Source organism: Erysipelothrix aquatica (assembly GCF_009828825.1).
Lineage (GTDB): Bacteria > Bacillota_I > Bacilli_A > Erysipelotrichales > Erysipelotrichaceae > Erysipelothrix > Erysipelothrix aquatica_A.
In genome coordinates, this window is record NZ_WTTA01000001.1 from 216,061 (window position 1) to 238,942 (window position 22,882).

General features: G+C 37.0%; 24 protein-coding genes and 1 riboswitch. Of the genes, 20 read left to right on the plus strand and 4 right to left on the minus strand.

Annotation, left to right across the window (positions count from 1 at the left end; genetic code table 11):
* Positions 1-21: 21 nt before the first annotated feature.
* Positions 22-552 (minus strand): TetR/AcrR family transcriptional regulator, encoded by a 531-nt coding sequence (locus tag GVV22_RS01095; protein ID WP_159648365.1) that lies wholly within the window; start codon positions 550-552, stop codon positions 22-24.
* Between the two features lie 86 nt (positions 553-638).
* On the opposite strand from GVV22_RS01095, the gene GVV22_RS01100 reads away from it, so the two are divergent.
* Both GVV22_RS01100 and GVV22_RS01105 read left to right on the plus strand, forming a co-directional pair.
* Complete coding sequence (locus tag GVV22_RS01100) at positions 639-1,175, plus strand: dihydrofolate reductase family protein (RefSeq protein ID WP_159648366.1); 537 nt, start codon at positions 639-641, stop codon at positions 1,173-1,175.
* Between the two features lie 114 nt (positions 1,176-1,289).
* Entirely contained in the window at positions 1,290-1,685 is a 396-nt protein-coding gene (locus GVV22_RS01105; protein ID WP_159648367.1) for a hypothetical protein, read from the plus strand.
* Between the two features lie 15 nt (positions 1,686-1,700).
* On the opposite strand, the gene GVV22_RS01110 is transcribed toward GVV22_RS01105, so the two are convergent.
* The 3 genes from GVV22_RS01110 to GVV22_RS01120 all read right to left on the minus strand — a co-directional run bounded on the left by GVV22_RS01110 (position 1,701) and on the right by GVV22_RS01120 (position 6,837).
* On the minus strand, positions 1,701-3,647 hold the full coding sequence (locus GVV22_RS01110) for a M28 family peptidase (protein WP_159648368.1): 1,947 nt from the start codon (positions 3,645-3,647) through the stop codon (positions 1,701-1,703).
* Positions 3,640-4,689 (minus strand): extracellular solute-binding protein, encoded by a 1,050-nt coding sequence (locus tag GVV22_RS01115; protein ID WP_159648369.1) that lies wholly within the window; start codon positions 4,687-4,689, stop codon positions 3,640-3,642. The genes GVV22_RS01110 and GVV22_RS01115 overlap by 8 nt, the downstream gene beginning before the upstream one ends.
* A gap of 183 nt (positions 4,690-4,872) precedes the next feature.
* Entirely contained in the window at positions 4,873-6,837 is a 1,965-nt protein-coding gene (locus GVV22_RS01120) for an alpha/beta hydrolase family protein (RefSeq protein ID WP_159648370.1), read from the minus strand.
* A gap of 210 nt (positions 6,838-7,047) precedes the next feature.
* On the opposite strand from GVV22_RS01120, the gene GVV22_RS01125 reads away from it, so the two are divergent.
* From GVV22_RS01125 to GVV22_RS01210, 18 genes are all read left to right on the plus strand, one after another.
* Positions 7,048-8,067 carry a phosphate/phosphite/phosphonate ABC transporter substrate-binding protein gene (locus GVV22_RS01125; protein ID WP_201287486.1) on the plus strand — a complete coding sequence of 340 codons (1,020 nt, stop codon included), beginning with the start codon at positions 7,048-7,050 and terminating at the stop codon, positions 8,065-8,067.
* A gap of 52 nt (positions 8,068-8,119) precedes the next feature.
* Positions 8,120-8,902 carry a phosphonate ABC transporter ATP-binding protein gene (gene phnC, locus GVV22_RS01130; protein ID WP_159648371.1) on the plus strand — a complete coding sequence of 261 codons (783 nt, stop codon included), beginning with the start codon at positions 8,120-8,122 and terminating at the stop codon, positions 8,900-8,902.
* Positions 8,889-9,710, plus strand: coding sequence for a phosphonate ABC transporter, permease protein PhnE (gene phnE, locus GVV22_RS01135; protein ID WP_159648372.1), 822 nt, complete (start codon positions 8,889-8,891; stop codon positions 9,708-9,710). Before phnC ends, phnE (GVV22_RS01135) begins: the two co-directional genes overlap by 14 nt.
* Complete coding sequence (gene phnE / locus GVV22_RS01140) at positions 9,710-10,513, plus strand: phosphonate ABC transporter, permease protein PhnE (RefSeq protein WP_159648373.1); 804 nt, start codon at positions 9,710-9,712, stop codon at positions 10,511-10,513. Before phnE (GVV22_RS01135) ends, phnE (GVV22_RS01140) begins: the two co-directional genes overlap by 1 nt.
* A 109-nt stretch (positions 10,514-10,622) precedes the next feature.
* The gene (locus GVV22_RS01145) at positions 10,623-10,925 is read left to right on the plus strand and encodes an ArsR/SmtB family transcription factor (protein ID WP_159648374.1); all 303 of its coding nucleotides are present in this window, start codon (positions 10,623-10,625) and stop codon (positions 10,923-10,925) included.
* An 80-nt stretch (positions 10,926-11,005) separates the two neighbouring features.
* Positions 11,006-11,359 (plus strand): NAD(P)H-dependent oxidoreductase, encoded by a 354-nt coding sequence (locus GVV22_RS01150; protein WP_159648375.1) that lies wholly within the window; start codon positions 11,006-11,008, stop codon positions 11,357-11,359.
* Between the two features lie 231 nt (positions 11,360-11,590).
* Complete coding sequence (locus GVV22_RS01155; RefSeq protein WP_159648376.1) at positions 11,591-12,100, plus strand: GNAT family N-acetyltransferase; 510 nt, start codon at positions 11,591-11,593, stop codon at positions 12,098-12,100.
* A 256-nt stretch (positions 12,101-12,356) separates the two neighbouring features.
* On the plus strand, positions 12,357-12,605 hold the full coding sequence (locus tag GVV22_RS01160) for a hypothetical protein (RefSeq protein ID WP_159648377.1): 249 nt from the start codon (positions 12,357-12,359) through the stop codon (positions 12,603-12,605).
* A 106-nt stretch (positions 12,606-12,711) separates the two neighbouring features.
* Positions 12,712-14,514 (plus strand): ABC transporter ATP-binding protein, encoded by a 1,803-nt coding sequence (locus GVV22_RS01165; protein ID WP_159648378.1) that lies wholly within the window; start codon positions 12,712-12,714, stop codon positions 14,512-14,514.
* A complete protein-coding gene (locus tag GVV22_RS01170; RefSeq protein WP_159648379.1) occupies positions 14,498-16,303 on the plus strand; it encodes an ABC transporter ATP-binding protein in 1,806 nt (601 codons plus the stop codon). The genes GVV22_RS01165 and GVV22_RS01170 overlap by 17 nt, the downstream gene beginning before the upstream one ends.
* Positions 16,304-16,449: 146 nt before the next feature.
* A complete protein-coding gene (locus tag GVV22_RS01175; protein ID WP_159648380.1) occupies positions 16,450-17,112 on the plus strand; it encodes a response regulator transcription factor in 663 nt (220 codons plus the stop codon).
* Positions 17,109-18,671, plus strand: coding sequence for a HAMP domain-containing sensor histidine kinase (locus tag GVV22_RS01180; protein WP_159648381.1), 1,563 nt, complete (start codon positions 17,109-17,111; stop codon positions 18,669-18,671). Before GVV22_RS01175 ends, GVV22_RS01180 begins: the two co-directional genes overlap by 4 nt.
* A gap of 1 nt (position 18,672) precedes the next feature.
* Complete coding sequence (locus GVV22_RS01185) at positions 18,673-19,542, plus strand: ATP-binding cassette domain-containing protein (protein WP_159648382.1); 870 nt, start codon at positions 18,673-18,675, stop codon at positions 19,540-19,542.
* On the plus strand, positions 19,526-20,275 hold the full coding sequence (locus GVV22_RS01190; RefSeq protein WP_159648383.1) for an ABC transporter permease: 750 nt from the start codon (positions 19,526-19,528) through the stop codon (positions 20,273-20,275). The genes GVV22_RS01185 and GVV22_RS01190 overlap by 17 nt, the downstream gene beginning before the upstream one ends.
* A 170-nt stretch (positions 20,276-20,445) precedes the next feature.
* Entirely contained in the window at positions 20,446-20,682 is a 237-nt protein-coding gene (locus tag GVV22_RS01195; RefSeq protein ID WP_159648384.1) for a hypothetical protein, read from the plus strand.
* Entirely contained in the window at positions 20,679-21,026 is a 348-nt protein-coding gene (locus GVV22_RS01200) for a DUF1622 domain-containing protein (RefSeq protein ID WP_159648385.1), read from the plus strand. The genes GVV22_RS01195 and GVV22_RS01200 overlap by 4 nt, the downstream gene beginning before the upstream one ends.
* 66 nt (positions 21,027-21,092) lie before the next feature.
* A riboswitch (purine riboswitch) is annotated at positions 21,093-21,194 on the plus strand.
* Between the two features lie 55 nt (positions 21,195-21,249).
* Positions 21,250-22,263, plus strand: coding sequence for an adenosine deaminase (gene add / locus GVV22_RS01205; RefSeq protein WP_201290677.1), 1,014 nt, complete (start codon positions 21,250-21,252; stop codon positions 22,261-22,263).
* Positions 22,264-22,437: 174 nt separating this feature from the next.
* Positions 22,438-22,782 carry a hypothetical protein gene (locus GVV22_RS01210; RefSeq protein WP_159648387.1) on the plus strand — a complete coding sequence of 115 codons (345 nt, stop codon included), beginning with the start codon at positions 22,438-22,440 and terminating at the stop codon, positions 22,780-22,782.
* The last annotated feature ends 100 nt before the right edge of the window (positions 22,783-22,882 follow it).

Genomic DNA, 22,882 nt, shown 5'->3' on the forward strand with positions numbered 1-22,882 from the left:
CACTTTTGATAAGCGACTCTTTTATAATTTTATGATTATTTTGGTGATTAAAGGATTCCAGACTAATTCTTGAAATTTTGCATCGAGTTGGAGGGTGGTTAAAGGTAGGAGCTGCGATTGATTCCATAAATCTAAAAAATCGATGTTCGCAACGATATACGGTGCGTAAAAATCGTGATCAATCGAAATAATCGAATTGTAGTGTTGTTCGAGTTTCTTTAACATGATCTGTTTAACATTCCTTAAAAATTCAAGATCATTGTTTTGCTTCTGAATTAGGATTTGAGCATTAGAATTGTTATAAAATAACTGAGCTGTGGCAAAGGGTGTACTTAAAGTTGCTGGTGTGAGCGTTCGAAAATAATCATCCCATAATTGCATGACTCCAAATTCAAACAGTTCAAACTTCGAATCAAAGTGACGATAGAATGTTGAACGATGATATCCTGTCGCAGTACAAATTTCATGTACTGTAATATCGTGAAATCGTCTTGAAGGAGTTTCTGTCATCAGTCTTAAACTCGTATCCCATATTATCTGTTTTGTATTCATTGAACCTCCATGAGACATTTTTAAGAAATGTCTCTTTTTGTTACTACTATTCTACTATACACTTTAAGAGGAAGAGAGGTATTTTCATGAAAAGAACCGTTATTTTATTTATATCAATGAGTTTGGATGGCTATATAGCTGATACTACAGGAGGTATTGATTGGCTTGCGGTACCGATAGAAACTGTAGATAATACCTATGAGACATTCTATAAAAACGTAGATACTGTTTTGTTGGGATTCAAAACATATCATCAAATCGTGACAGAGCTTGCTGTGGATGACTTTCCGTACAAAGATGCACAGACACTCGTATTTACGCGTCGAAATCTAACGAGCACTGAACCAAACATTAAGTTTATCAACGATGATGTTGTCTCTCAAGTGCAAGCCCTCAAACAAGTGGAAGGCAATGATATTTGGATTGTTGGTGGTGCATCTTTGGTACGACCTTTGATTGATGCAAATCTGATTGATGAGTACCAGATTGCAATCATACCTAAATTAATTGGTGATGGCATTCCGTTATTCAGTAAGAGCACTCAACACAAAGATCTAAAAGTAGTGAGTACGAATGTTATCAATGACATAGTTTATCTCATATATCACAAAGTTGTTCAATAAAAAACGAACAAGTCGGAATTTATCTCTATTTCACGCTAGGGTTTGAGGCTTTGGTGCCTGTGAACCTTTAAAGTCACTTATAATAAGTGTATAAACAGTGAAAGGGAGTAGAGAATGCAAAATAAGTTCAAAATAGGATTATTGAGTATTTTTGTGTTATTGATTATTTCTGGTTGTGTATCGAAGAGTCGTTATGAGTCGATGCAACAAACTGTTCTAACGCTTGAAGAGGAGATTAGAGCGCTCACTGAGGCAAATAATAAACTTAGCGCTCATAATACAACGGTGAATTTAGCTAAAGAAGATGCGATACTAATGTACCTTGATCACTACGATGGAACATTCTCAGAAAATGACTATTATTTATTTCAAATGTTTCAAGGCGGGATGTATCTATTGAATGCTAATCCAGAGACCGTAAATTTTATTGAACACCAAATGTACAAGGTTTCTTTTGATGCCAATTTAACAATTCAAAATGTCACGCTTGCATCGGGCTTTAATGAATAAAAACCATCCTATATATTAGGATGGTTTTTTTGTAATTAAATCAAGGCATGTTTGTATTTGGTCTGAAAATAAATAAAGATTTACCATTACTTCATTCAAAACAGTCTCATACCGTGACCGCTCTGATTCAACCGCTTGCTCTATTATCTCGAAGTCATGAGAATCTATGAAATCAAACAAGTCGCAATGTGTTGGTTTAAATGCAGTACCCCACATCATATTTGCAGTTTTCGATAACACATTTTGGGTATGATAATGATATGTTTCGGTGCTCCAATGAACGGCGTATTTATTATTGTCGACAAGACTTACGTACTCCATAGATCGTTTCGGATCATACAACATATGTTCTAGAACACGTACGTTTGTTTGATTCTGTTCAAAAGGGAATAATACATCGTCTTCCCACGATAATCGTAGAAACTGTGTTACCGCAAAACGGAAGATTTTTCTTACGTGCTGCTTAAGTGTTTCATACTCTCCAATTTCGGTAATATTTGTTAGTAGCGTGTATAAGGCGTTTGATTGATTACTGATTGTGATTACCAGTTCTTTAAAAGCATTAATATCAATATACTCGCTTGCCATCTCAAGATCGAGGGCATGTTTCAATGCTTTAATTCTCTCACCAAAGTCCAGTGGCAACACGACGAGAGCATCATACTGTAACATCAGAAGTCCGTAGACATAATGATGGTATAAAAAGGCACCTTCATGATAGGTATCAACGGTATCAAATTGAGTATGGTAATGTGATGCAGCAAATTTTGGTTTTAAAGCGGAAACGGTCGAAGGGATTCCAAATATCTCAAATGAAAAATCATCGGACCATGTTTCGATTGGATTGAGCACTTTGATGCCGTTTGGATAGACGTCAGACGCTTGCGGTAAAGTGAGCGTAAATCCGTTCAAGTACCGTTTGAGTTCATAGCTTGCACGAATCCAGTCCGTACCATCTTCGAGCATTGCAGGGAGCTCAAAGTTAATGTTTGCGAAAATCATATCTGCCCACTCTGGTGTTAATGCACTCATCTGTGTATATGATCCTGTTAACCAGTCATATCGTGTATCAGTTGCACCCCACTCTTCAGCACTTAAAGCCCCAAACATGAGTGTTTTTTGAGGTTTGATTCCTGATGAACACAGTGCTTTTGCAATCCCCATCATTAAACCAACTGCAACAGAGTTATCTTGAAATCCTTCGAAATAGGCATCGTAATGAGCACTCATAAGAATAATCTCATCACTTTCGCCTGGAATACATCCGAACACGTTATAAGCAGTTCCGTTCGGATCTAAAAGACTTGAAACATCAAGCGTTAAAGTAGGCTTCACCTTCAAGGCTTGGCGTAAAAGTCGCGCATCATGTCGGGACATAGATAGCGCTGCAGCGCCATGAGGAATAGAGGTATTCTGGGCATTGAGCGTGTGATCGCTTATTTCGCCATAACCGCCGTCTTGCACGGCAATGATTCCCAAGGCTCCACGATAAAATGCTTCAGTAGCGGGGTAGTTAATCCACCAATCCTCGCGTTGATTAATATCGATAAGAATCCACTTTCCAGAAATGTCTGAAGGGAAATCATGACTGTCAGATCGACCAACATCAATTATTTCAATAGTTTGCGGTCCTTGGGTATCTATATGGGAAGGGTAGGCACTGAGTGTAAACGTCAAATCTTGTGATTCTGTCTTACAACGAAGGCTTGCATGTTTAAACGTCCATGATGTGACAGGATAACTGTAACGCTTAATTTTTTGTAGTCCTATTTTAGCCATTTCAAGTTCTAAAAAATCGGCTGCTTCATGTTCAGCAAATGATCCAACCGTACGAAAACCAAGAGTTTCGTTTGTTCGAAACGTCCCTAGTTTTTGCGCAAGTTTGTAACCATAATCAACATCAACATGTTCCAAGAACTGTGATGCATTGTGTGGGTATCGATTCGTAAATGTGTTATCCATTTGATTTTACTTTAACCCAGTAATCCGCCATTGTGACGCGTGTTACGTCATCAAAACGGTAATTTTCATCGAGGCTATAATTTTGACGTGTCTCGTATGAATCAATACCGTTAAACGCGCCGTCAGCACTCGTAGCAATATCAATAACATCTTGTCGAGCACTGGTATATCCGATTTCTTCTGTAATGCGTTGTTGACTCTCTTTACTTAAGATAAAGTTGATCCATTCATGAGCAAGGTCGACATTTTTGGCGTTTTTAGTAATAACCATGGCGTCCATCCATGAGTTCGTTCCTTGGGTTGGTACGTAGAAGGCCATATTTTCATTTTCAGAGAGAACATAAGTCGCGTCTCCAGAATACATGGTACCAATTGGTTTAACACCGGATACCATGCTATCAATCATTTCATCACGAATGTAGACAGGGCGTGTTTTTTGGTTCATATCTTTGAGCCAGTCAAAAGCCTCTTGTAATTCTGACTCGCTCGTTGTGTTCATTGAATAACCAAGTGCTTTTAGTGCAACCATAAATGCATCTCGTTCTGAATCCAAAAAGAAAATCTGGTCTTTGTAGTTTTCGTTTTTGAAAATATTCCAACCTTGTTGCTCTAAATCTGTGATTGAAACTTTAGTTTTGTCATAGACAATACCTACATTTCCCCAGAAGTAACCGGCAGTGTATTCAGCCGTGGGGTCCATTGCACGGCCTTTCAAACTATCAAGTGTTGCGGTGTAATTTGGAATTTTTGAGTAGTCTAGTTTTTGAAGACGGTCTTCAACGCGTAGTCGTTCAATCATATAATCGGTAGGGTAGAGAACATCATAGGAGTCCTCGCTTGCAACTTTAATGTACATTGCTTCGTTGGAATCGAACTTGTCATAAATGATTTTCGCATCAAATTCTTTTTCAAATTCTGTAATGAGCGACTCATCAATGTAAGATCCCCAGTTATAGACTCGGAGTTCTTGTGTGGTGTTATTTTTGTTTGCGCAACCTGCAAGGACAAGTAGTGCGATGAATACAATAGTTATTTTTTTCATACTGTCTCCTTAATTAGTATTAGTTTGTTTAGTATTACTAAACTAAAAGATTAGTCATACATGACACAAGATTCATTATACAACGCAGATTCACAAAATCAACACTTTTTATTATGATTTTTTTGTAGCTCATTCTAACGTAGAAAGTGTATAGAAAAAGCCTCATTAACGAGGCTTGAAATTTTAAAGGTAGGTGTCCATCCAAGTTGTAATCTCTTGAAGACGCTTGAGTCGTGATTGTGGACGTCCTGAACGGGATAAATCATGGTTTTCACCACGAATCCACACAAAGCGCGTTTCAACACCATTTTGTTTCACTGCAGTAAAGAGTTGCATCGCTTGTTCGATGGGGCAACGATAGTCTTCTTCGGAATGGATAAATAAAAGTGGCGTTTTAATGGCGTGAGCATGTTTTAAGGGAGATTGTTCCCATGCAGCTTCTAAATTCTCGAATGGTGAACCACCCGTTTGATCGGGACCAAAGTAAACACCAATATCTGAAGTTCCGTAAAATGAAATCCAATTTGAAATGCTACGTTGCGTTGCCGCAGCTGCAAAACGGTCTGTATGACTCACAATCCAGTTCGTCATAAATCCTCCATACGATCCCCCCGTAACACCGACCCGTGCTCGATCAATTGCGTAACGATCTAGAACAAGATCTGTAAAAGTCATAATATCGGTATAGTCAATGGTTCCATATTTACCACGAATATCTGCAAATTCGTTGCCATCAACATCGCCACCGTGTGGGTTTGTAAAGAATACAATGTATCCGAGGTTAGCCCAAGCTTGCATCTCATGATACACAACGACATTATAGATAGTTTTTGGACCACCATGGATATCAAGGATTGCAGGATATTGTTTCTTAGCGTCATAATCTTGCGGCAGCAAGACCCAACCATCTAACATATCTCCATTACTTTCATATTGGATATGTTGAGGCGTTGCAAGATAGTGATCATCCCAGTATTCGGCATTGAATGATGTAAGTAGTGTATGTGTAGCTTCATTGAAATTGAAGGCATACAATTCCTGATGACGATTATCGAAAAGTCCAATCCCAAAGAATTGATCGTTTAATTGAATCCACCCATCAATACTTCCTTCAGGGCTAAACACTGCTTCGATCGTCTGACCATCGAAGCTGTAAAGTACAGTTCGGTCTTGATATGTACCCACAAAATAGAAATTATTGTTGATGACATGCTCTTGAGCACTGCTTAAGAATCGCACATCACTTCCAACGGAGTTCCACGAGCTCCGTCCAAATTCACATACGCGAACAAGGGCGTCGTTATCAAGACGATAGACATCTGAGTTTTGATTGATTCCAAATTCTTTTCCTGTCGATGCAAAGACATAAATATGTCCGTCTAAAACGGTCATATTTGAAATCATATAGGCATCGTTTTTGAATGGTTCGATAATGTCTTGCGTCTGTGTATTAAAACAAATAATATCTGCATAGAATTGAGGTAATCCATTTGGAATTTCTTTATAAAAGTAAGCGATTTGTGTTGCTTCATCAAAGTGTGCCAAAGCGATATCTATATTCTTTTCTACAATAGCATGATAGGAATCTTTTTCAGTATTATAGATAAAAGCTTGTCCGATTTTTGCCTTTGTAAAACCGCCACCATTCGTATAAAAAGGAACACTATCAAATACTTCGTAATTGGTGTCTTTTTTTATTTTCGCAAGGTAGTCATTACGCTTTTCAGGATCAAATAGGATGTGGTCATCAACATTCAAGCGTGCAGTGATTAAGAGATTACCATTTTGAAGGACCTTGAGTGATCCAATAGGAATCGGGAAGGTATAAGCAGGTTCAATAATCCCTGTAATAATATGATAGCGATAAATTATACTCTTTTGCTGTGATACTGCTTCAGTTTCTTGACTGCTAGTCGTATGGTGGAAAAGAATGGTATCATCATGTTCCCAGTAGAAACGTGCGTCAGTGTCCAAGTCTAAGACTCTTTTAGATTGTATTCCATCAAATAAGAAAAGACTGTGTATATAATCGTTGTCATCATAGCGTGCTTGTGAGACAACAAAAGCAGCGTGGGTTTTACTTGGATTGGCTTTAAGTGATCCAAGATACCGGTAGTTTAAAAAATCTTCGATTTTCAGTTGTTTCATAAATTATGTATCTCCTTTCAGAAAGTATATCATAAATTTTCAATACTTACTTGCAATTCATTCAAAGTCTTGTTTATCCAAACGGCATGCGAATTGTTACGTTTGTGTTAAAAAATACAAGTAATGTCATGATTGTGTAAATTATATGAATTTGCTTGAAATATACGTGATGGTATGGAATTATAGACCTAGGTATTACAGGAGGAAATGATGAAAAAATACTTGTTAGTGCTTTTAGTTTCAATACTTGTTTTAACGGGTTGTAGTAGTGGAAGTGAAAAAGGAAATGACAAGAAAATAGAGACTTTAACCGTGTTCTTTATTCCAAGTCGTGATTCAAAAGAAATCATTGCAAAGACAGAACCCTTAAAAGGTCTCATTAAAACAGAACTTGCTAAAGATGGCTATGAAGTTGGAAATGTTAATATCCAAGTATCTCCAAATTATGAAGCTGCAGGGGAAGCACTAGATGCTGGCCAGGCTCATATTGGATTCATTCCTGCAAGTACATATGCAATGTACTCACAGGACGGAAACATTGATGTTGCATTAGCTGCATCACGTGATGGCTTGAATAAAGATTTTGTGGAAGCAAAAGAGTGGAATGACGGAGAAGCAACATTACCTGTTGAAGAACAAGTCACATTCTACCGTTCATTGATCTATGCAGGAACATCTGCAAAAGGACGTGAACTCGCTGATAAAGTAAATGCAGGCATGAAATTAACGTGGGATGATTTAAATAGCGCATCATGGTGTCATTCAAATACGACATCATCCGCAGGTTATGTTTACCCATCATTATGGTTAGCAGATCAATTTGAAGGAAAAATGATCTCTGATCTTGCAAACAAAGTTGAAGTAACAGGTTATCCTGATACAGCAGCACGTTTAGCAACTGGACAATGTGATGTTGGAGTCGGTTATGCTGACATACGCCGTGACTTTGAAACAAACTGGACAACAGAATGGAACCAAGAAAACATTTGGAAACAAACGGATGTTATTGGTGTAACAGATAAAATCATGAACGATACGATTTCAATTTCAAACAAACTTGTTGATGCAGACTTGAAGAAAGCATTACAACGTTCATTTATTGAAATTGCTAAAACGGATGAAGGAAAAGAAGCCATCTCAATTTATAACCACACCGGCTATAAAGAAGTAACAGATGCTGATTATGATTCATCACGTAAAGTATTGGATATGTTAAAAAACAAACAATAATGAGTCAAGGTGGGTCATCGAACCCACCTTTTAAAAGTCTGTGGAGGTCTCAATGATTGAATTTCAAAATGTAACAAAAATTTATCCCAATGGCGTCAAAGCCTTGGATGGTGTTAGCTTAACAATAAAACAAGGAGAGTTTGTTGCGATTATCGGACTTTCAGGTGCCGGTAAATCAACATTACTTCGAAGTGTCAACCAAATGCATACGATTACGGATGGGACACTTTTAGTTAATGGCAGCAATGTCTCGGAATTAAAAGGGAAGGACCTTCGAAAATTCAGACGACAAATTGGTATGGTATTTCAATCATTCAATCTTGTTAAGCGAACAACGGTACTTAAAAATGTGCTAACAGCACGCGTAGCAGAAATGCCGTGGTTTAAAAGCTTACTGGGCTTGTATTCAAAAGAAGATACACTCAAAGCACTTGAGTCATTGGATCAAGTTGGTATTTTAGAAAAAGCATATAATCGTGCCGATGAACTTAGTGGTGGACAACAACAACGCGTTGCATTAGCACGCTGCCTGGCTCAAGAACCGCAAATCATTTTAGCGGATGAACCCGTTGCATCGTTAGATCCTATTACAGCACAACAGGTCATGGATGATTTTGTCAAAATCAATGAAAAAACAAATATCACGGTTATTGTTAATATGCACCATGTTGACCTTGCGCTTAAATATGCCAAGCGTGTAATAGGTATTAATAAAGGGGTTATTGTCTTTGATGGTCCATGCGAAAGTGTTGATGAGGCTGTCTTGAAACAAGTGTATGGACGCTCTTTAGAAGAGGACGAACTGATGGGAGTGACGACACATGTCACACCTTAAAAATTTATTCTATCCCAAACCTATTGTTTTAAATAATGGCAAGGAAGTGAAACCACCCTTTCGATTTGGAATCATCGTTATTGTAATCATGGGGGTGTTACTTTACTTCAGTGCTAAGGTCACAAACTTTAATCTTATTTTGCTAATTAATGGAGGCGAGGAGTTCTTTCGTTTTCTAGGTCGTTTGTTCCCACCTAATTTGAAATATGCAACAACGGTTATGAATCCCATGATTCAAACCTTTGCGATGTCCTTTTTAGGGACGTTATTTGCCGGTTTTTTTGCACTTCCAATGGCATATCTCTCGGCAAGTAATATGAATCAAAATTGGTTAGCAAGAGGCATCATTCGCTTTGTGATGAGTTTCTTCAGAACCATTCCTGTATTAATTATTGCCCTAATTATGACATACATCTTTGGGTTAGGAACATTTTCAGGGATGATTGCTATTTTCTTATTTACCTTTTCGATTCTTACTAAGATGACGTATGAACAGATTGAATTAGTTGATATGGGACCTTTTGAAGCAAGTATCTCGACAGGGGCCTCTCGTTTTAAGGCTTTCATTGGCTCGGTAGTTCCGCAAATATCGGGTTTGTACTTGTCTTCCATTCTCTATAACTTGGAAATGAATATCCGCTCAGCTGCAGTATTAGGATATGTAGGAGCGGGTGGAATCGGAACTTTGATGAATGAAAATATTGGTTGGCGCCAATATCAAAATTTATCAACGATTCTTATTATTTTGCTGATCAGTGTTATTTTAATAGAAATGCTGAGTCGTTATATTAGAAAGAGGCTCATCTAATGTCAACACGAATTTTAGAAACGTATGAAAATAGACCACGCTATGTTAAACAAATTTGTTTTATAGTTGGGGTTATTCTGCTTATCACAGCATTAAGTTTGCCTTATGTTGAATTTAATGGGCTCGTTACCAATGGCTTTTCAATTGTTAATAGTATTATTCAAGGTATGATTGCGCCCAACTGGGATGCATTACTCAATTTCACCAAAGAGGGGATTCCTTATTTAGTCTTTGAAACAGTAGCAATTGCTTTCTTAGGAACCTTTATTGGTCTTGTATTGTCTGTTCCTGTGGCTTTTTTGTCTTCTCAGAATATTGTGGGTCGTAAATTCGCAACAATAGGAACATTTATGATTACTGTAATTCGAACATTTCCACCCTTTGTTTATGGGCTAATGTTAATTCGAGTGTCTGGACCAGGGCCTTTTACTGGTGTGTTAACACTCGCAATTACATCCATCGGCATGATATCAAAAATGTTTGTGGAAGTTATTGAAGATTTGGATAATGGTATAATTGAATCTCTAGACGCAGCAGGCTGCAATACTTTGCAGAAAATCCGCTATGGAATCATTCCTCAACTAATGGGTAACTTTGCGTCGATTTCAATTTATCGATTTGAAATTAATGTCAAAAATGCTTCAATATTAGGTCTTGTTGGAGCTGGCGGAATCGGAGCACCACTGCTCTTTGCGATGTCAGGGTTCCGTTGGGCAGATGCAGGAGCACTTCTGTGGGGATTGATTCTCCTAGTCGTTGCAGTTGAAGCGCTATCTTCATGGATTCGAAGTAAACTCGGTTAAGAAATTGAAACAAATTGAAACCGGCATTGAGATGCCGGTTTTTTGTTACTTGCTTAGGAATTGGTGTATACTTTGTTTATAGTAGAAGGATTAATCAAAGGTGAAAATAATGCAAGAAAATCAAAGCGATAAGTGCAACGATGACATGGAATCAAATATAGATTTTGAATTTTTTAGCACACTTTTTGAACCAACGCGTATCGAAATTGTGAAATTGCTGGCAGTGGAAGACTTACTCACGGTTCAAGAAGTCGCTAATCATTTTCCGCAAGATCGCTCAGTTGTATCACGACACCTCAAAGCATTGTTTGATCAGGGCATTCTGGTGGCTCGAAAAGAGGGTCGTTCAACACGATACTCATTAAACCATGCGTCTTTAATCATAAATTTTAGCGAGCCTTGGAGTATTTAAAACAAGCGGCATGCGTTTAAATTGATATGTGTATATATGTGCACATATAAAAACCGTGCAAAGATATGCACGGAGGACCTATGAAAACAATTATTTTTGTTCATCCCTGGGAAGGGAGCTTTAATGCATCAATACTGCAAAAGGTACGGGAAATATTTGAAGCACGTCATGAAACCTATCAAGTAATTGATGTGTATGACGATGGCTTTGACCCCGTATTTCATGCAAATGAACTCAAAGAGTTTTCTAAAGGGACGTCGCCCAATGAGTTAGTCAATAAGTATCAAAAGATGATTCAGGAAACAGATGAACTTATTTTTATCTTTCCGATTTGGTGGTATAGTGTACCGGCTGTACTCAAAGGGTTCCTCGATAAGATATTCCTCAAAGGATTTTCTTATACAGAAACAAATATGGGATGCGTGGCCATCTAGATACAATTAATTCAGTCACAATCATTACAACTGGCCAATCGCCCAAGTGGTATATTAGGCTATTTAAGGGGGACGGAATTAAAGGTACATTAATTAAAGGAACACTTAAAAGTGTGGGAATGAAGCGTATTCGGTGGATTCATGAAGGCTACATCACATCGAGTAGCCGATCTAAGAAAGAAGCCTTTCTGCTTAAGTTGAACCGATATGTATAGAAAGTGAGATACTTAAATGAACTTAATACTTGAAACAGATCGATTGATAATTAGAAACTATGCACGAGAGGACCTTTCTGATGCAGCTGAGTTTTTGATGGATGAGGAAACCATGTATTATATTCCAGAAACCTTCGCGCATCTATCAGAACTAGAACAATTTATCAATAGTCCAGAACACACCAACACCTACCTACCCATCGTTTTGAAATCAACAGGGAAGGTAATTGGTCATATTTCATTTATAGATGTATTTCAAGGTCATACGTATGAAATCGGATGGGTGTTTAATAAAGCATATCAAGGTTTGGGATATGCTTTTGAGGCAGCACAAGCCATTATGACAGATGGTTTTTCTAATCGAAACCTTCATCGCATCATCGCAACCTGTCAGCCTCAAAATACGAGGTCGTGGAAACTGATGGAACAACTGAATATGCGTCGAGAAGCGCACCATATTGCGTGTATTCCGTTTCAAGATACATGGTGGGATGAGTATTATTATGCTATTTTAAAAGATGAATAGTAGTAATTATATGAGGATATTTGTAACTATGGGCAGTAGATTTGCGAGGACAACACGATGCCCTCGTTTAGATGAAAAGAGATTGGAGTTTCGGATGGTCATTCTGAAGCCTGTATCATCTGCATTTCGATAACGTTTTGGATGAGAGTTTGAAGAAAGTATGATGTGTTATCGTGTCGGAAGTATGTTTACATTAAAAACTGTGTTAAAATTAAATTAAACAGAGTATCACGCTCGTTAGAAACGGAGGAATAGGATGAGTAAACATCAAAACAATACGGGTAAAATTATTAAGTACGTTGCAGCAGGTGTTGCAGTTGCAGGAATTACATATGGTGCTGTACAAGTTGGAAAATTTGTCGCAAACCACAAAATGGAACAAGAAGCAGAAACACTGCTAACGGAAAAATATGGGGATCGCTTAGAAAACAAGTCGGTGATTATTGTTGATAAGCGCGATTCCATATTCAAAAGATTGCTTAAAGTATTCTCGAGTGCACTTTAGAGAGAAATGAAAACAGACAAAATGTCTGTTTTTTTTTATTTCACCATTTTAAAACGGATTATCTATTGGCCCCATAAATACTATATAATACATATAGAGGTGGGATATGGGAAAATCAAAAACAAGTGTAGAAAATTTAGTATACTATTTCAAAGCAATTGGGTCAGAACGTCCAGTTACTTTCTTTTTGTTGGCTTCAGATATTTTTTTAAATATTGTGATTGCTGTGATTATTGCATTCATTCCATCAGCTTTGATAGGTTATGTCACCGCAACAATGTCCCTTGAAGGAACATTGCCTTCGCTAATAATTCTTACGATCATTCTAGCAATAACATCATACTTTAGTATTATGCAACAAATACGAAGTGGAATAAATAACATTGCAGTTCGTCTTTTAGTGTTCTCACTTAAAGTATCACGTAAATATTTAACGATAGACTTTGAGACGATAGAGAAACCATCGGTCTATAATTTATTTCATCGTGCGCTTGATAATGGAGTGGGTGATGTATCCTCAGGAACACAGTCTATCCTTGTAAGTAGCAAAAACCTATGTGTTAGTTTTTTTACTTTTATAATATTTGCGCTCTTTTTATCGTACTTTAATGTTTGGGCGTTTGTAGTGACAGTTACTGTCGGAATTATAGATTCATTGTTACTGCGTCAATCATTGAATTTTGAGCTTAAAAATCGCGAATCAAAATTGAACTTAGAAACTCAACGTCGTTATCTAAAGTATGCAGCGATAAATCCGGATAATAGTAAGGATGCGAGAATCTACAATGTTTCATCGCTGTATATGAGCAAAGTGGAAGCATTGGCCGAAGAACTTTCATTTATAAATAACAGAGCAAATTCACTGGAGTGTCGAAATCAAATTATTTCAACAATAATGATTTTTGCACGTGACTGTTTTGTGTATTCGATTATAATTCATTTAACCCTTATCGGATCGATGACAATTACTGAATTTTCAATTTTCCTCACAGTCATGGGTTCCTTAAATGGATGGATGCGAGAAAGTGTTCAATCAATCCACGAAATTCGTCTATCCAGTTTGGATGTTGCCGATGTTAAAAGTTTTATTGAGTACCCTTCAATTCAATATGAGAAATCTATTGTAAGTAGTGAAGGAAGCTTTGATATAGAATTTCGTAATGTATCGTATTGTTATCCAGATAGCGAACGAAATGCCCTTTCGAATGTATCCTTCACCTTGAATTCAGGAGATAAACTCGCTCTAGTGGGTACAAATGGATCTGGAAAATCAACATTGGTTAAGTTGCTGTTGGGGCTTATTCGACCAACTGAGGGTGTTGTGACACTGAATGGATTAGACATTAATACACTGAGTCGAGACGAATATTTTTCCTTCTTTTCGCCTGTGTTTCAGGATGTTGATTTATGGGCATTATCATTAGAAGAGAATGTTTCGTTGTCACTCTCAGTAAATAGAGATGCACTAATAGATGCGCTGACACATGCAGGCTTAATAGAATTCGTTAATACCTTACCAAATGGATTTAATACAAATCTTACTCATTACGTGCATCGGGATGGGGTGAATTTGTCTGGTGGTCAAATTCAAAAAATTATGTTGGCTCGGGCCATCTATAAAAATGCTCCAATACTTGTACTTGATGAACCCACCTCAGCGTTAGATGCTATCGCGGAGCAAAGCGTCTATGAGGAATACTATCGTTTGTCTGATAACAAGAGTTCTCTCTTTATATCACACAGGCTTGCTTCGACACGATTCTGTGACCGCATAATCTTACTGGATTCCGGTCGAATCCTTGAAGAAGGAACCCACGATGATTTAATGATGCTTGATGGCGAGTATGCCTCAATGTTCGCACTGCAACGACAATATTATGAGGAGATGGATCATGAAGCGATTATTTAAAGTCATAGGTCTTATAAATAGACTTAACCCAAAGATCTTAGTTCTATCTGTTTTATCACAACTCGTTTCGGTCATGATACCTTTCATAAGTTTATATTTTGGCGGACAAATCGTTAATCTGCTCCTTGAAGGCGCTATATATGTTTGGATAGCGTTAATCAAATTTCTATGCATCGTGTTTTTGTTGTCATTACTAAAAGACACTTTAAAAAGAATCTATAAAAATGAAGTGTTTAAGATCAACCTACAACTTGATGATTCTCTGATAAGTAAATCGCTAACGATGAAATATGATGTATTGGTAGATGCCCAAACGCGCCTTGATTTTCAACGCGCCGAGGCGGGGAACATGATGACAGGTGGTATCACTAACTTTATCGATAATGTTATAAATACAGGATTAATTATTATGATGAGCAGTATCGTAACATTCTTCGCGATGTATCAATTGCTCTCAACGCGTTCGTCTGAAATATCAAAGTTAGCGATATTTACGAATTCGCAACGGTTTAATGTCATAATGGCATTAATTTTGATAATCCCCATAGCTGTATCCTACTACGTAAATAAAAAAACTGCGAGTAAACGTGAAAAAGCCTATGCGACGCTTAGTCATGGTAATCGAGAGATGAATTATTATTACGAGACTTTGTTGACGGATAATGAAAGTGGTAAAACTGTACGCCTCTATAGTGCTGACGAAATGGTATATAAGACCATCGAGAGAGGGAATATAGACACTCTTAGGACACTTAAAAATGTAAATATCTCAAATGGAAGATTCTTAGGCTTTGTTCAAGTAATTACTGTAATTGTTACTTCAACTTTATTCGGATTGGTTGCTATGAAGGCAATCGCTGGTGCAATCAGTGTCGGTTCAATTTTAATCTATGCAGGTTATTTGCAACAACTTTTGAATGCTTCAGTTTCAGGCATAGCATTGTTTGCCTCTACTGAACATACACTAAAATATATGCAATACTATATTGATTTTCTCAATAAGGCGAACCCCGAAAATCAAGATTTATCACCTAGTGCAGAGTTTACCTCTACAATTGTATTTAGTAATGTATCGTTCATGTATCCAGGTTCAACTACCTTTGCACTTAAAGATGTGAGTGTCACAATTAATGCGGGAGAACGAATTTCAATAGTTGGAGAAAACGGAGCAGGGAAGACGACATTCATCAATCTACTATGCAGATTGCACACACCGACAAAAGGAAAAATCTTTCTTGATGGTGTGGATATTCAAACAATGGCGTTCGATAGTTACATGGAAAAAATTGCTGTGGTTTTTCAAGATTTCACGCTCTACCCATTTACAATTGCCGAAAATGTGGCTATGACATCAACATACGATCAGAATAGAATTTATAATGCACTTAATCTTGTAGGTCTTAAATCTAAAGTTGATGCTTTAGAAGCGGGAATCAATACAACACTTACTGGAATTTACGAACACTCGATTTCATTATCGGGTGGTGAGGGTCAAAAGTTAGCGATAGCAAGAGCATGGTATAAAGATACACCGCTTATTATGCTAGATGAACCGACAGCTGCACTCGATCCGGTATCTGAATTCGAAATATATCAAAATATTACGTCATTATTTAATGGCAAAACATCACTATTTGTTTCTCATCGTATGAGCTCATGCACATTAAGTGATAGAGTGCTTGTTTTTTCAAATGGATTAATCATTCAAGATGGGTCTCATAATAATTTGATAAGAGAATCGGGGATGTATCAAAAGCTATTTAAAGCACAATCGGGGTACTATCTTTAGAGTTGGGCATTTAAATGGTCCAACTTTTTATAATTAATGATAGCATTGCGGTCTGAAATGTAATGACGTTGTTAAAAACATTCAAATTCATATCGAATTCATACGGCATTCATAACATTTTGATTAAATACCCTTAGGAGGACAACATGGTTAAAATTCTTTACTTAGAAGACGAACAATATATACGCGAAGTTACGCAGGAGTATCTCGCAATGGCACAATATGATGTTGATTGTGTTACGGATGTTTTGGAAGCTCGTGAAGCACTGCTTACCAACACCTATGATATTGCGATTCTTGATATTCTAGTGCCACATGGTACAGGTTTTGATATTTTAGAAGCGATTCATGCGAGCTCAGCAAACACGCGTTGCATTATGCTTACGGCTTTGGACGATGAATCATCACAAATAAAAGCATTTAATGGCTTTGCTGATGACTATATGATTAAACCATTCTCTCCTGTAATTCTTATTAAACGATTAGAGGCACTGATGCGCCGTAGAGAGTCGATGTCTTCGGATACTATTAGTGGCTTAACGCTTAATCCAGAGTCATACCGGGTCCTTTATAATGGCAAATCAATCCTACTTACATATACTGAGTTTTTAATTTGTGAAGCACTCATGACACACAAAAACCGAGTTTATACACGCGAAATGTTACTTGATATCATTGCACCAGATGATTACTTGGTAAGTGATCGGGTCATTGACGCCCATATCAAAAATATCCGCAAGAAATCACCAGTGTCGATTGTTAGGACAGTGGTTGGTGCTGGTTATCAGTATCAGGAGGGGAATTTATGAAATTGACGACAAAGGTACTCCTCTATACAGCCCTTACGACACTAACGGTTGGCTTACTAATTATTGGTTACTTTATGTTTATGCTTCCCGGTTTATATGTGGAACACAAATTAAATCAAAATGTCAATATCGTAGCAACGACTCTCGAACAGACTCGAGAAAATAACGGATGTGACATTGCATTACAAAATCATGATGTTATGAATGCTACATTTCGTTTAGCAAAGACATCTGGGAATTATGAACTACTTGTTTGTACAAATTATTCATCAAGTACAATAGTTGTTCAAGATGATTCACTACAAAGTATTATGGATCAACTCCGATTGATTCCAACAGCCATAAAAAATGGGGATCCTGTGACAGAAATCGACTTTTCAGGATTCGATCTATCAAAATACAGTGCAAATTTTAATAATGATGCGTTATTTACAGTTGTGGATCATGCCTTTCGCGATTTTGGGACGTCATTTCAAGTAGATTCGGAGCGAATTTACCAAAAAGGGGATTCAATTCAAGTAATGAGTTCCCAAGTATCAAATGACTCCGTGAACTATACAAATTATATAGGCTTTACTGAAAACTCCGAGAATATTCTGGTGACAGTGGCGACGACTCTGACACCGAAATTGAATGAACTTAAGCCAATTTTGCTACAAAGTATGCCGATGATTCTTGTAGTTCTTGTCTTCTTTGCAATGTTTACAGCTGCGTTATTTACAAAACTTTTAGCAACGCCAATTGATACGCTTGCAAAGCAAGCACTTCATAATGCACGCGGTGAGACAGTTCGTTTTAAACAAAAAAATCAACATGATGAATACAAAGTTTTGGAGGATGCATTAAACTCAATGCAAGATGCAATCCAGCAATCAGTTGATGAGTTACGCAGTGCGAATGAGTCTTTATCATTACAAAGTGAACGTCAAAAAGTGTTTCTAATGAATGCGTCACATCAATTAAAAACACCACTATCAGGAGCGTTGTTACTTACGGATGGTATGATTCATCAAATCGGAACATATAAGGACGTCCATAAGCATTTACCAAGTGTGCAGCAAGAACTTGTGACAATGAAGCACATGATTGACAATATGCTATCGGCATTTGAGACAGAGTTGGAAAGTAGACCTTATACCGAAGAAACGGTCGCAGCGATTGTTCAAAACATTCTTGTCGATTATACCAATCTCATTAACAAAAAAAATCTAAAAATTTCTGTGTCAGGTGAGTACACCTTTAGAACAGAATCATCGACGTTCCATTCAATTTTGGATCACTTGATCCAAAATGCCATTCAATATTCACCAGATAATGCGAATATCTCGATTTACATATCTTCCTTGGATATTAAGATTGTAAATACCAACGTGACCATCGAACAGAATATTCTTGAACATATTTTTGATCCTTTTATTAGAGATCATCGATCAAACCACAAGGGGAGTGGCCTCGGATTATATATTGTCGCTCAAATGGTTAAAAACCTAGACATGACAATCACCATTCAGAATTATGGAAACAGTGTGCTAACGCACCTAGACTGGAGACACCATTAATATGATTACATTTGAAAATATTAGCGTAAACTACGGTGATTTTAAAGCCTTGGATTTACAAACAAAAATTGAAATAGGACCTAATGATCGGGTTGGAATTATTGGCTCAAACGGTTCAGGAAAAACAACCTTGATTAAAGCGTGCCTCGGATTGCTTCCTTATACAGGATCGATAACAAGTGATACATCGGTAAATGAAATGGCGGTGCACTTACAGGCAAATGATTATGTAGATACGATGAACTGTAAATCGATTATTGAAACTGTACTGCAATGTCAAATTTCAAAATCACAAGAACTGAAAGATTTAATTGATTTCTTTGATTTTAACACGTCGCTAAAAAAGAAGTACAAACAACTATCAGGAGGACAGAAACAACGTTTTACCCTAATCCTTGTCTTGATGCAAAATGCGCCACTAACCTTTTTCGATGAAGTGACAACGGGATTGGACTTCGAGACACGAATGAGCCTGATGGATAAATTGTCAACGTGGTATCAGGATAAGGGAGCTGCAATTGTCTTCGTAACTCATTATTTTGAAGAATTGTCACGCCTAACGAACAAACTGCTAATTATTGATAAAGGACAATTTATTGATTATGGAGATCGTGATGAACTTTTCAAAAAATACTGTGGTCATGCCGTGATAATTTTTGATGATAACGAAGCAAATCAGCAGATCGCATCGACATTTACAACATGTAAAGCACCGAATGGTCGTCTCGCTGTTGTTTGTGAGAATCAAGAAAGTGAACTTCAGGTTTTACTTCAACTCAATGAAGCATCCGTTAACTATATACGCTCCGATTCGGATGTTGAATTATTATACTTAAATGCATTGGAGGCTCATTATGAAGCATTATCTTAAATATGAACTAAAGAATACCTTTGGCAATATCTTTTCCATTATTTTTGGAATTTTATTTCCAATTATGATGACGCTACTCTTTTACAATATGTTTAGCAGTAACGAAGCTATTCCCAAAGATGCATTGGCACTGCAATTGTATCTAACCAATGTGCTAATGTCGCCATTAGCGATGGTCTTCGTAGGTTTCTCAGCATTGTTCTCACAAGAGATAGAGCACGATGTGACAACACGGATGTTGTTATTTGGGTACACAACATCAAATCAACTAAAAACAAAGTTTGTTGCACAAATGGTTGCGATGGGAATTGCATTAGCTATCTTTAGTGCAGTTATTGTTCCATTGCTTGGTATTGGTGTACCAACAATCTTTGGTTTCATTGTATTTATTGCTTTCTTTGCAATCATATCTATGATTCTCTTCGTAATAGCATATAGTATTACATTATTAACACGTAAATTTAGCCTAACATATGGAATTAGCATGACTCTATACTTTGCAACCATGATTTTCTCAGGAATGATGGGGATTCAAACATCAAATTTTAAAGGGATTATGAAAGGCGTATCAAATCTATTGCCAACAACTTATTTCGTGAATGATATGCCAACCGTTTGGACAGCGACATCTTACAATTTTGCGCCAATGATTCAAAGTCTCGTATTCTTTGCTGGGATTGCAGGCATTCTTTACGTGATCGCCTATAACAAAACCAAACGAAGTATTCATTAATTTTAGAGAGGAATTGAGTGAATTCAGCACGTTCTTACGAATTCTAGGATTTTTCAGGGAGTAAAGAAAGAGCATCTCAAATGAGGATGCTCTTTTTGATTGATAAATATGGGGTTGTTTTGAAACGTTGATTGAAATTCATGGTACAATGGCGATAGTGAGGTAAAACAATGTTCAATCATGATAACATAGAAAAGAAAGTTAGAAACTGGTATTCTCTTACGAATGTTTTAAAAATCTTTATACTGGGTTTTATCGTTGCTGGAATACTTGATTTGTTAGCGCCACAGTTATCGCCAGTGTACTTTAGTACACTTATGTGGGTGTTTGTCGTGTATATTGGATATGTTGTGATTTCGAAAGTTTTATCGAGCATTAAAGATAAAGACAAAGGGGGTAGTCTATGACGGTAGAAACAGTCGTGCATATCTTAATCGTTATTCTAAATACGATCTCTGTGCTTATATTAGTTTTAGGGGTAATCAAAGCAATCATTCGTTTTATTAATGTGGAGTTTTCACTTAAAGATAACGTAGATCGTGATGAGGTTGAACTTCGATCCATCAATATTATTAAACGAAATTTAGGGGCTTATGTGCTTTTAAGTCTAGAAGTGCTCATTGCGGCTGATATTATTGAATCGATCTTAAATCCAACGATTGAAGACATCTTGATGCTTGGTGCAGTTGTCATTATCCGGACAGTAATATCATTCTTTCTTGGTAAAGAAATAGAAGCTATCGAAAGTTAACCCATAAACCGTCATAGAAGACGGTTTTCTTTTGCGAACGGGTTGACCAACAGATTTTGAGTCACTATAATAACTGTATTAATAACCAATTTAATGCTCTCAATATGGGAGAGCAGTCTCTACTGATGAACCGTAAATACATCAACAATTGTGGAAGAAATGTGTCTTGTTTCTCCTCAATGCATTGGGGATTAATGATCGTCGAATGACGCAGGAGGAAATGATGACACACGCAACAAAAGAATTCATTTATGGTTTACCAAAGGCAGAACTTCATTTGCATTTAGAAGGCACTTTAGAACCAGATTTAAAACTTAAACTTGCTCAGAAGAATAATATTGAGATTGCTGCGAAAACTATTGAAGACGTTGAAGCAACTTATAAGTTTAATGATTTAACATCATTTTTAGCAGTGTATTATCCAGGGATGGAAGTGCTTCGAACACAAGAAGATTTCTATGACCTTGCAATGGCTTATTTCCGCAAGGCAAAAGAACATAATGTACGTTACGTTGAAGTCTTTTTTGATCCACAAGCCCATACGGCACGAGGTGTTTCATTCGAAACATTATTTGAAGGATATTATCAAGCGACGCAAGATGCAAAAGCCCTCGGAATTGAAGCACATTTAATCATGTGCTTCTTAAGAGATCTCAGTGAAGAATCGGCTTTTGAACACTATGAAATGGCACAACCATTTAAGGATCGCATTCTAGGAATTGGGTTAGATTCTGATGAAAGAGATAACCCACCACTTAAATTCCAACGCGTCTTTAAAAAGGCGAAAGATGATGGCTTTAAGATTACAATGCATTGTGATATTGACCAAGTTGGTTCAATTCAAAATATTCGAGACGCGCTTACTGTAATTGGTGTAGATCGAATTGACCACGGTACAAATATTGTAGAAGATCAAGAACTTGTCGAATATGTTATAGAAAAAGGCATTGGTCTAACTAGTTGTCCGGTTTCTAACGGATTTGTAACAGATGATATGAAAGGTGCAGAGCTTAAAGCACTCTTACACCAAGGGGTAAAAATCACCGTTAATTCTGATGATCCTGCGTACTTCCAAAGTTATGTCTCAGATGATCTTTACGCGGTTGCGCAAAAGGTATCGTTAACGGAAACGGATATTGTTACCCTCGTAAAGAATGCGTTTGAAATAGCATGGACAAGTCCCGAAAATAAGATGAGATATCTTCGAGAAGTTGACGCTTATCTCGCACAACAATAACTCAAAACACAGGAATAACCTGTGTTTTTTTACTTATATTTTATTCATGGTACAATAGATGTAGAAGAGGTGATGGTGTAAACGATGAATCATGATGTGGATGGCTCAATAAGACAGGTTCCTGAATAGTTTCTATAGGAAATTCATTGAATAGAAACAAGAAGGAGACCATTAATGAGTAAAAACGATATTATGCAGACATTGCAGCGCTTTATTGCTGAATCAAATTCAGTCATTGAAAATGAATCATTAGACTTATCTGAGAAGGGTAAAAAAGTTCTAGCGTTACAAACAGAAATGCAGGTGTATGCGAAAGATTTAAAAAGGAAACTTACAGACCAGAGTATCGCATTTAATATAGATGCAATCACGTACGCACACAGTGCGATAGAGTATTTAGAAGACACGTCAGCATTGGATAGTCTAAGGACAAAACGTGAAACATATTTCGATTTTATGAAGGCATTAAAAAACAATACAAAAGAATTTGCTGATGCACTTCAATTTAGCATTGAATAAAAGGAACATAGCACAGACTGTGTTCTTTATTTTATGCAAATGTTTGGATTGACAAAATAATTTTTAAATCGTACACTTTATGAAAATACTGATTGAATGA

Coding starts and splice junctions, on each gene's coding strand:
- GVV22_RS01145 (WP_159648374.1), top strand. CDS start 10,623: ATGCAAGAAAATCAAAGCGATAAGTGCAACGATGACATGGAATCAAAT.
- GVV22_RS01095 (WP_159648365.1), bottom strand. CDS start 552: ATGAATACAAAACAGATAATATGGGATACGAGTTTAAGACTGATGACA.
- GVV22_RS01150 (WP_159648375.1), top strand. CDS start 11,006: ATGAAAACAATTATTTTTGTTCATCCCTGGGAAGGGAGCTTTAATGCA.
- GVV22_RS01200 (WP_159648385.1), top strand. CDS start 20,679: ATGACGGTAGAAACAGTCGTGCATATCTTAATCGTTATTCTAAATACG.
- GVV22_RS01190 (WP_159648383.1), top strand. CDS start 19,526: ATGAAGCATTATCTTAAATATGAACTAAAGAATACCTTTGGCAATATC.
- GVV22_RS01175 (WP_159648380.1), top strand. CDS start 16,450: ATGGTTAAAATTCTTTACTTAGAAGACGAACAATATATACGCGAAGTT.
- phnE (WP_159648372.1), top strand. CDS start 8,889: ATGTCACACCTTAAAAATTTATTCTATCCCAAACCTATTGTTTTAAAT.
- add (WP_201290677.1), top strand. CDS start 21,250: ATGACACACGCAACAAAAGAATTCATTTATGGTTTACCAAAGGCAGAA.
- GVV22_RS01180 (WP_159648381.1), top strand. CDS start 17,109: ATGAAATTGACGACAAAGGTACTCCTCTATACAGCCCTTACGACACTA.
- GVV22_RS01115 (WP_159648369.1), bottom strand. CDS start 4,689: ATGAAAAAAATAACTATTGTATTCATCGCACTACTTGTCCTTGCAGGT.
- GVV22_RS01185 (WP_159648382.1), top strand. CDS start 18,673: ATGATTACATTTGAAAATATTAGCGTAAACTACGGTGATTTTAAAGCC.
- phnE (WP_159648373.1), top strand. CDS start 9,710: ATGTCAACACGAATTTTAGAAACGTATGAAAATAGACCACGCTATGTT.
- GVV22_RS01105 (WP_159648367.1), top strand. CDS start 1,290: ATGCAAAATAAGTTCAAAATAGGATTATTGAGTATTTTTGTGTTATTG.
- GVV22_RS01120 (WP_159648370.1), bottom strand. CDS start 6,837: ATGAAACAACTGAAAATCGAAGATTTTTTAAACTACCGGTATCTTGGA.
- GVV22_RS01210 (WP_159648387.1), top strand. CDS start 22,438: ATGAGTAAAAACGATATTATGCAGACATTGCAGCGCTTTATTGCTGAA.
- GVV22_RS01170 (WP_159648379.1), top strand. CDS start 14,498: ATGAAGCGATTATTTAAAGTCATAGGTCTTATAAATAGACTTAACCCA.
- GVV22_RS01160 (WP_159648377.1), top strand. CDS start 12,357: ATGAGTAAACATCAAAACAATACGGGTAAAATTATTAAGTACGTTGCA.
- GVV22_RS01125 (WP_201287486.1), top strand. CDS start 7,048: ATGAAAAAATACTTGTTAGTGCTTTTAGTTTCAATACTTGTTTTAACG.
- phnC (WP_159648371.1), top strand. CDS start 8,120: ATGATTGAATTTCAAAATGTAACAAAAATTTATCCCAATGGCGTCAAA.
- GVV22_RS01155 (WP_159648376.1), top strand. CDS start 11,591: ATGAACTTAATACTTGAAACAGATCGATTGATAATTAGAAACTATGCA.
- GVV22_RS01100 (WP_159648366.1), top strand. CDS start 639: ATGAAAAGAACCGTTATTTTATTTATATCAATGAGTTTGGATGGCTAT.
- GVV22_RS01110 (WP_159648368.1), bottom strand. CDS start 3,647: ATGGATAACACATTTACGAATCGATACCCACACAATGCATCACAGTTC.
- GVV22_RS01195 (WP_159648384.1), top strand. CDS start 20,446: ATGTTCAATCATGATAACATAGAAAAGAAAGTTAGAAACTGGTATTCT.
- GVV22_RS01165 (WP_159648378.1), top strand. CDS start 12,712: ATGGGAAAATCAAAAACAAGTGTAGAAAATTTAGTATACTATTTCAAA.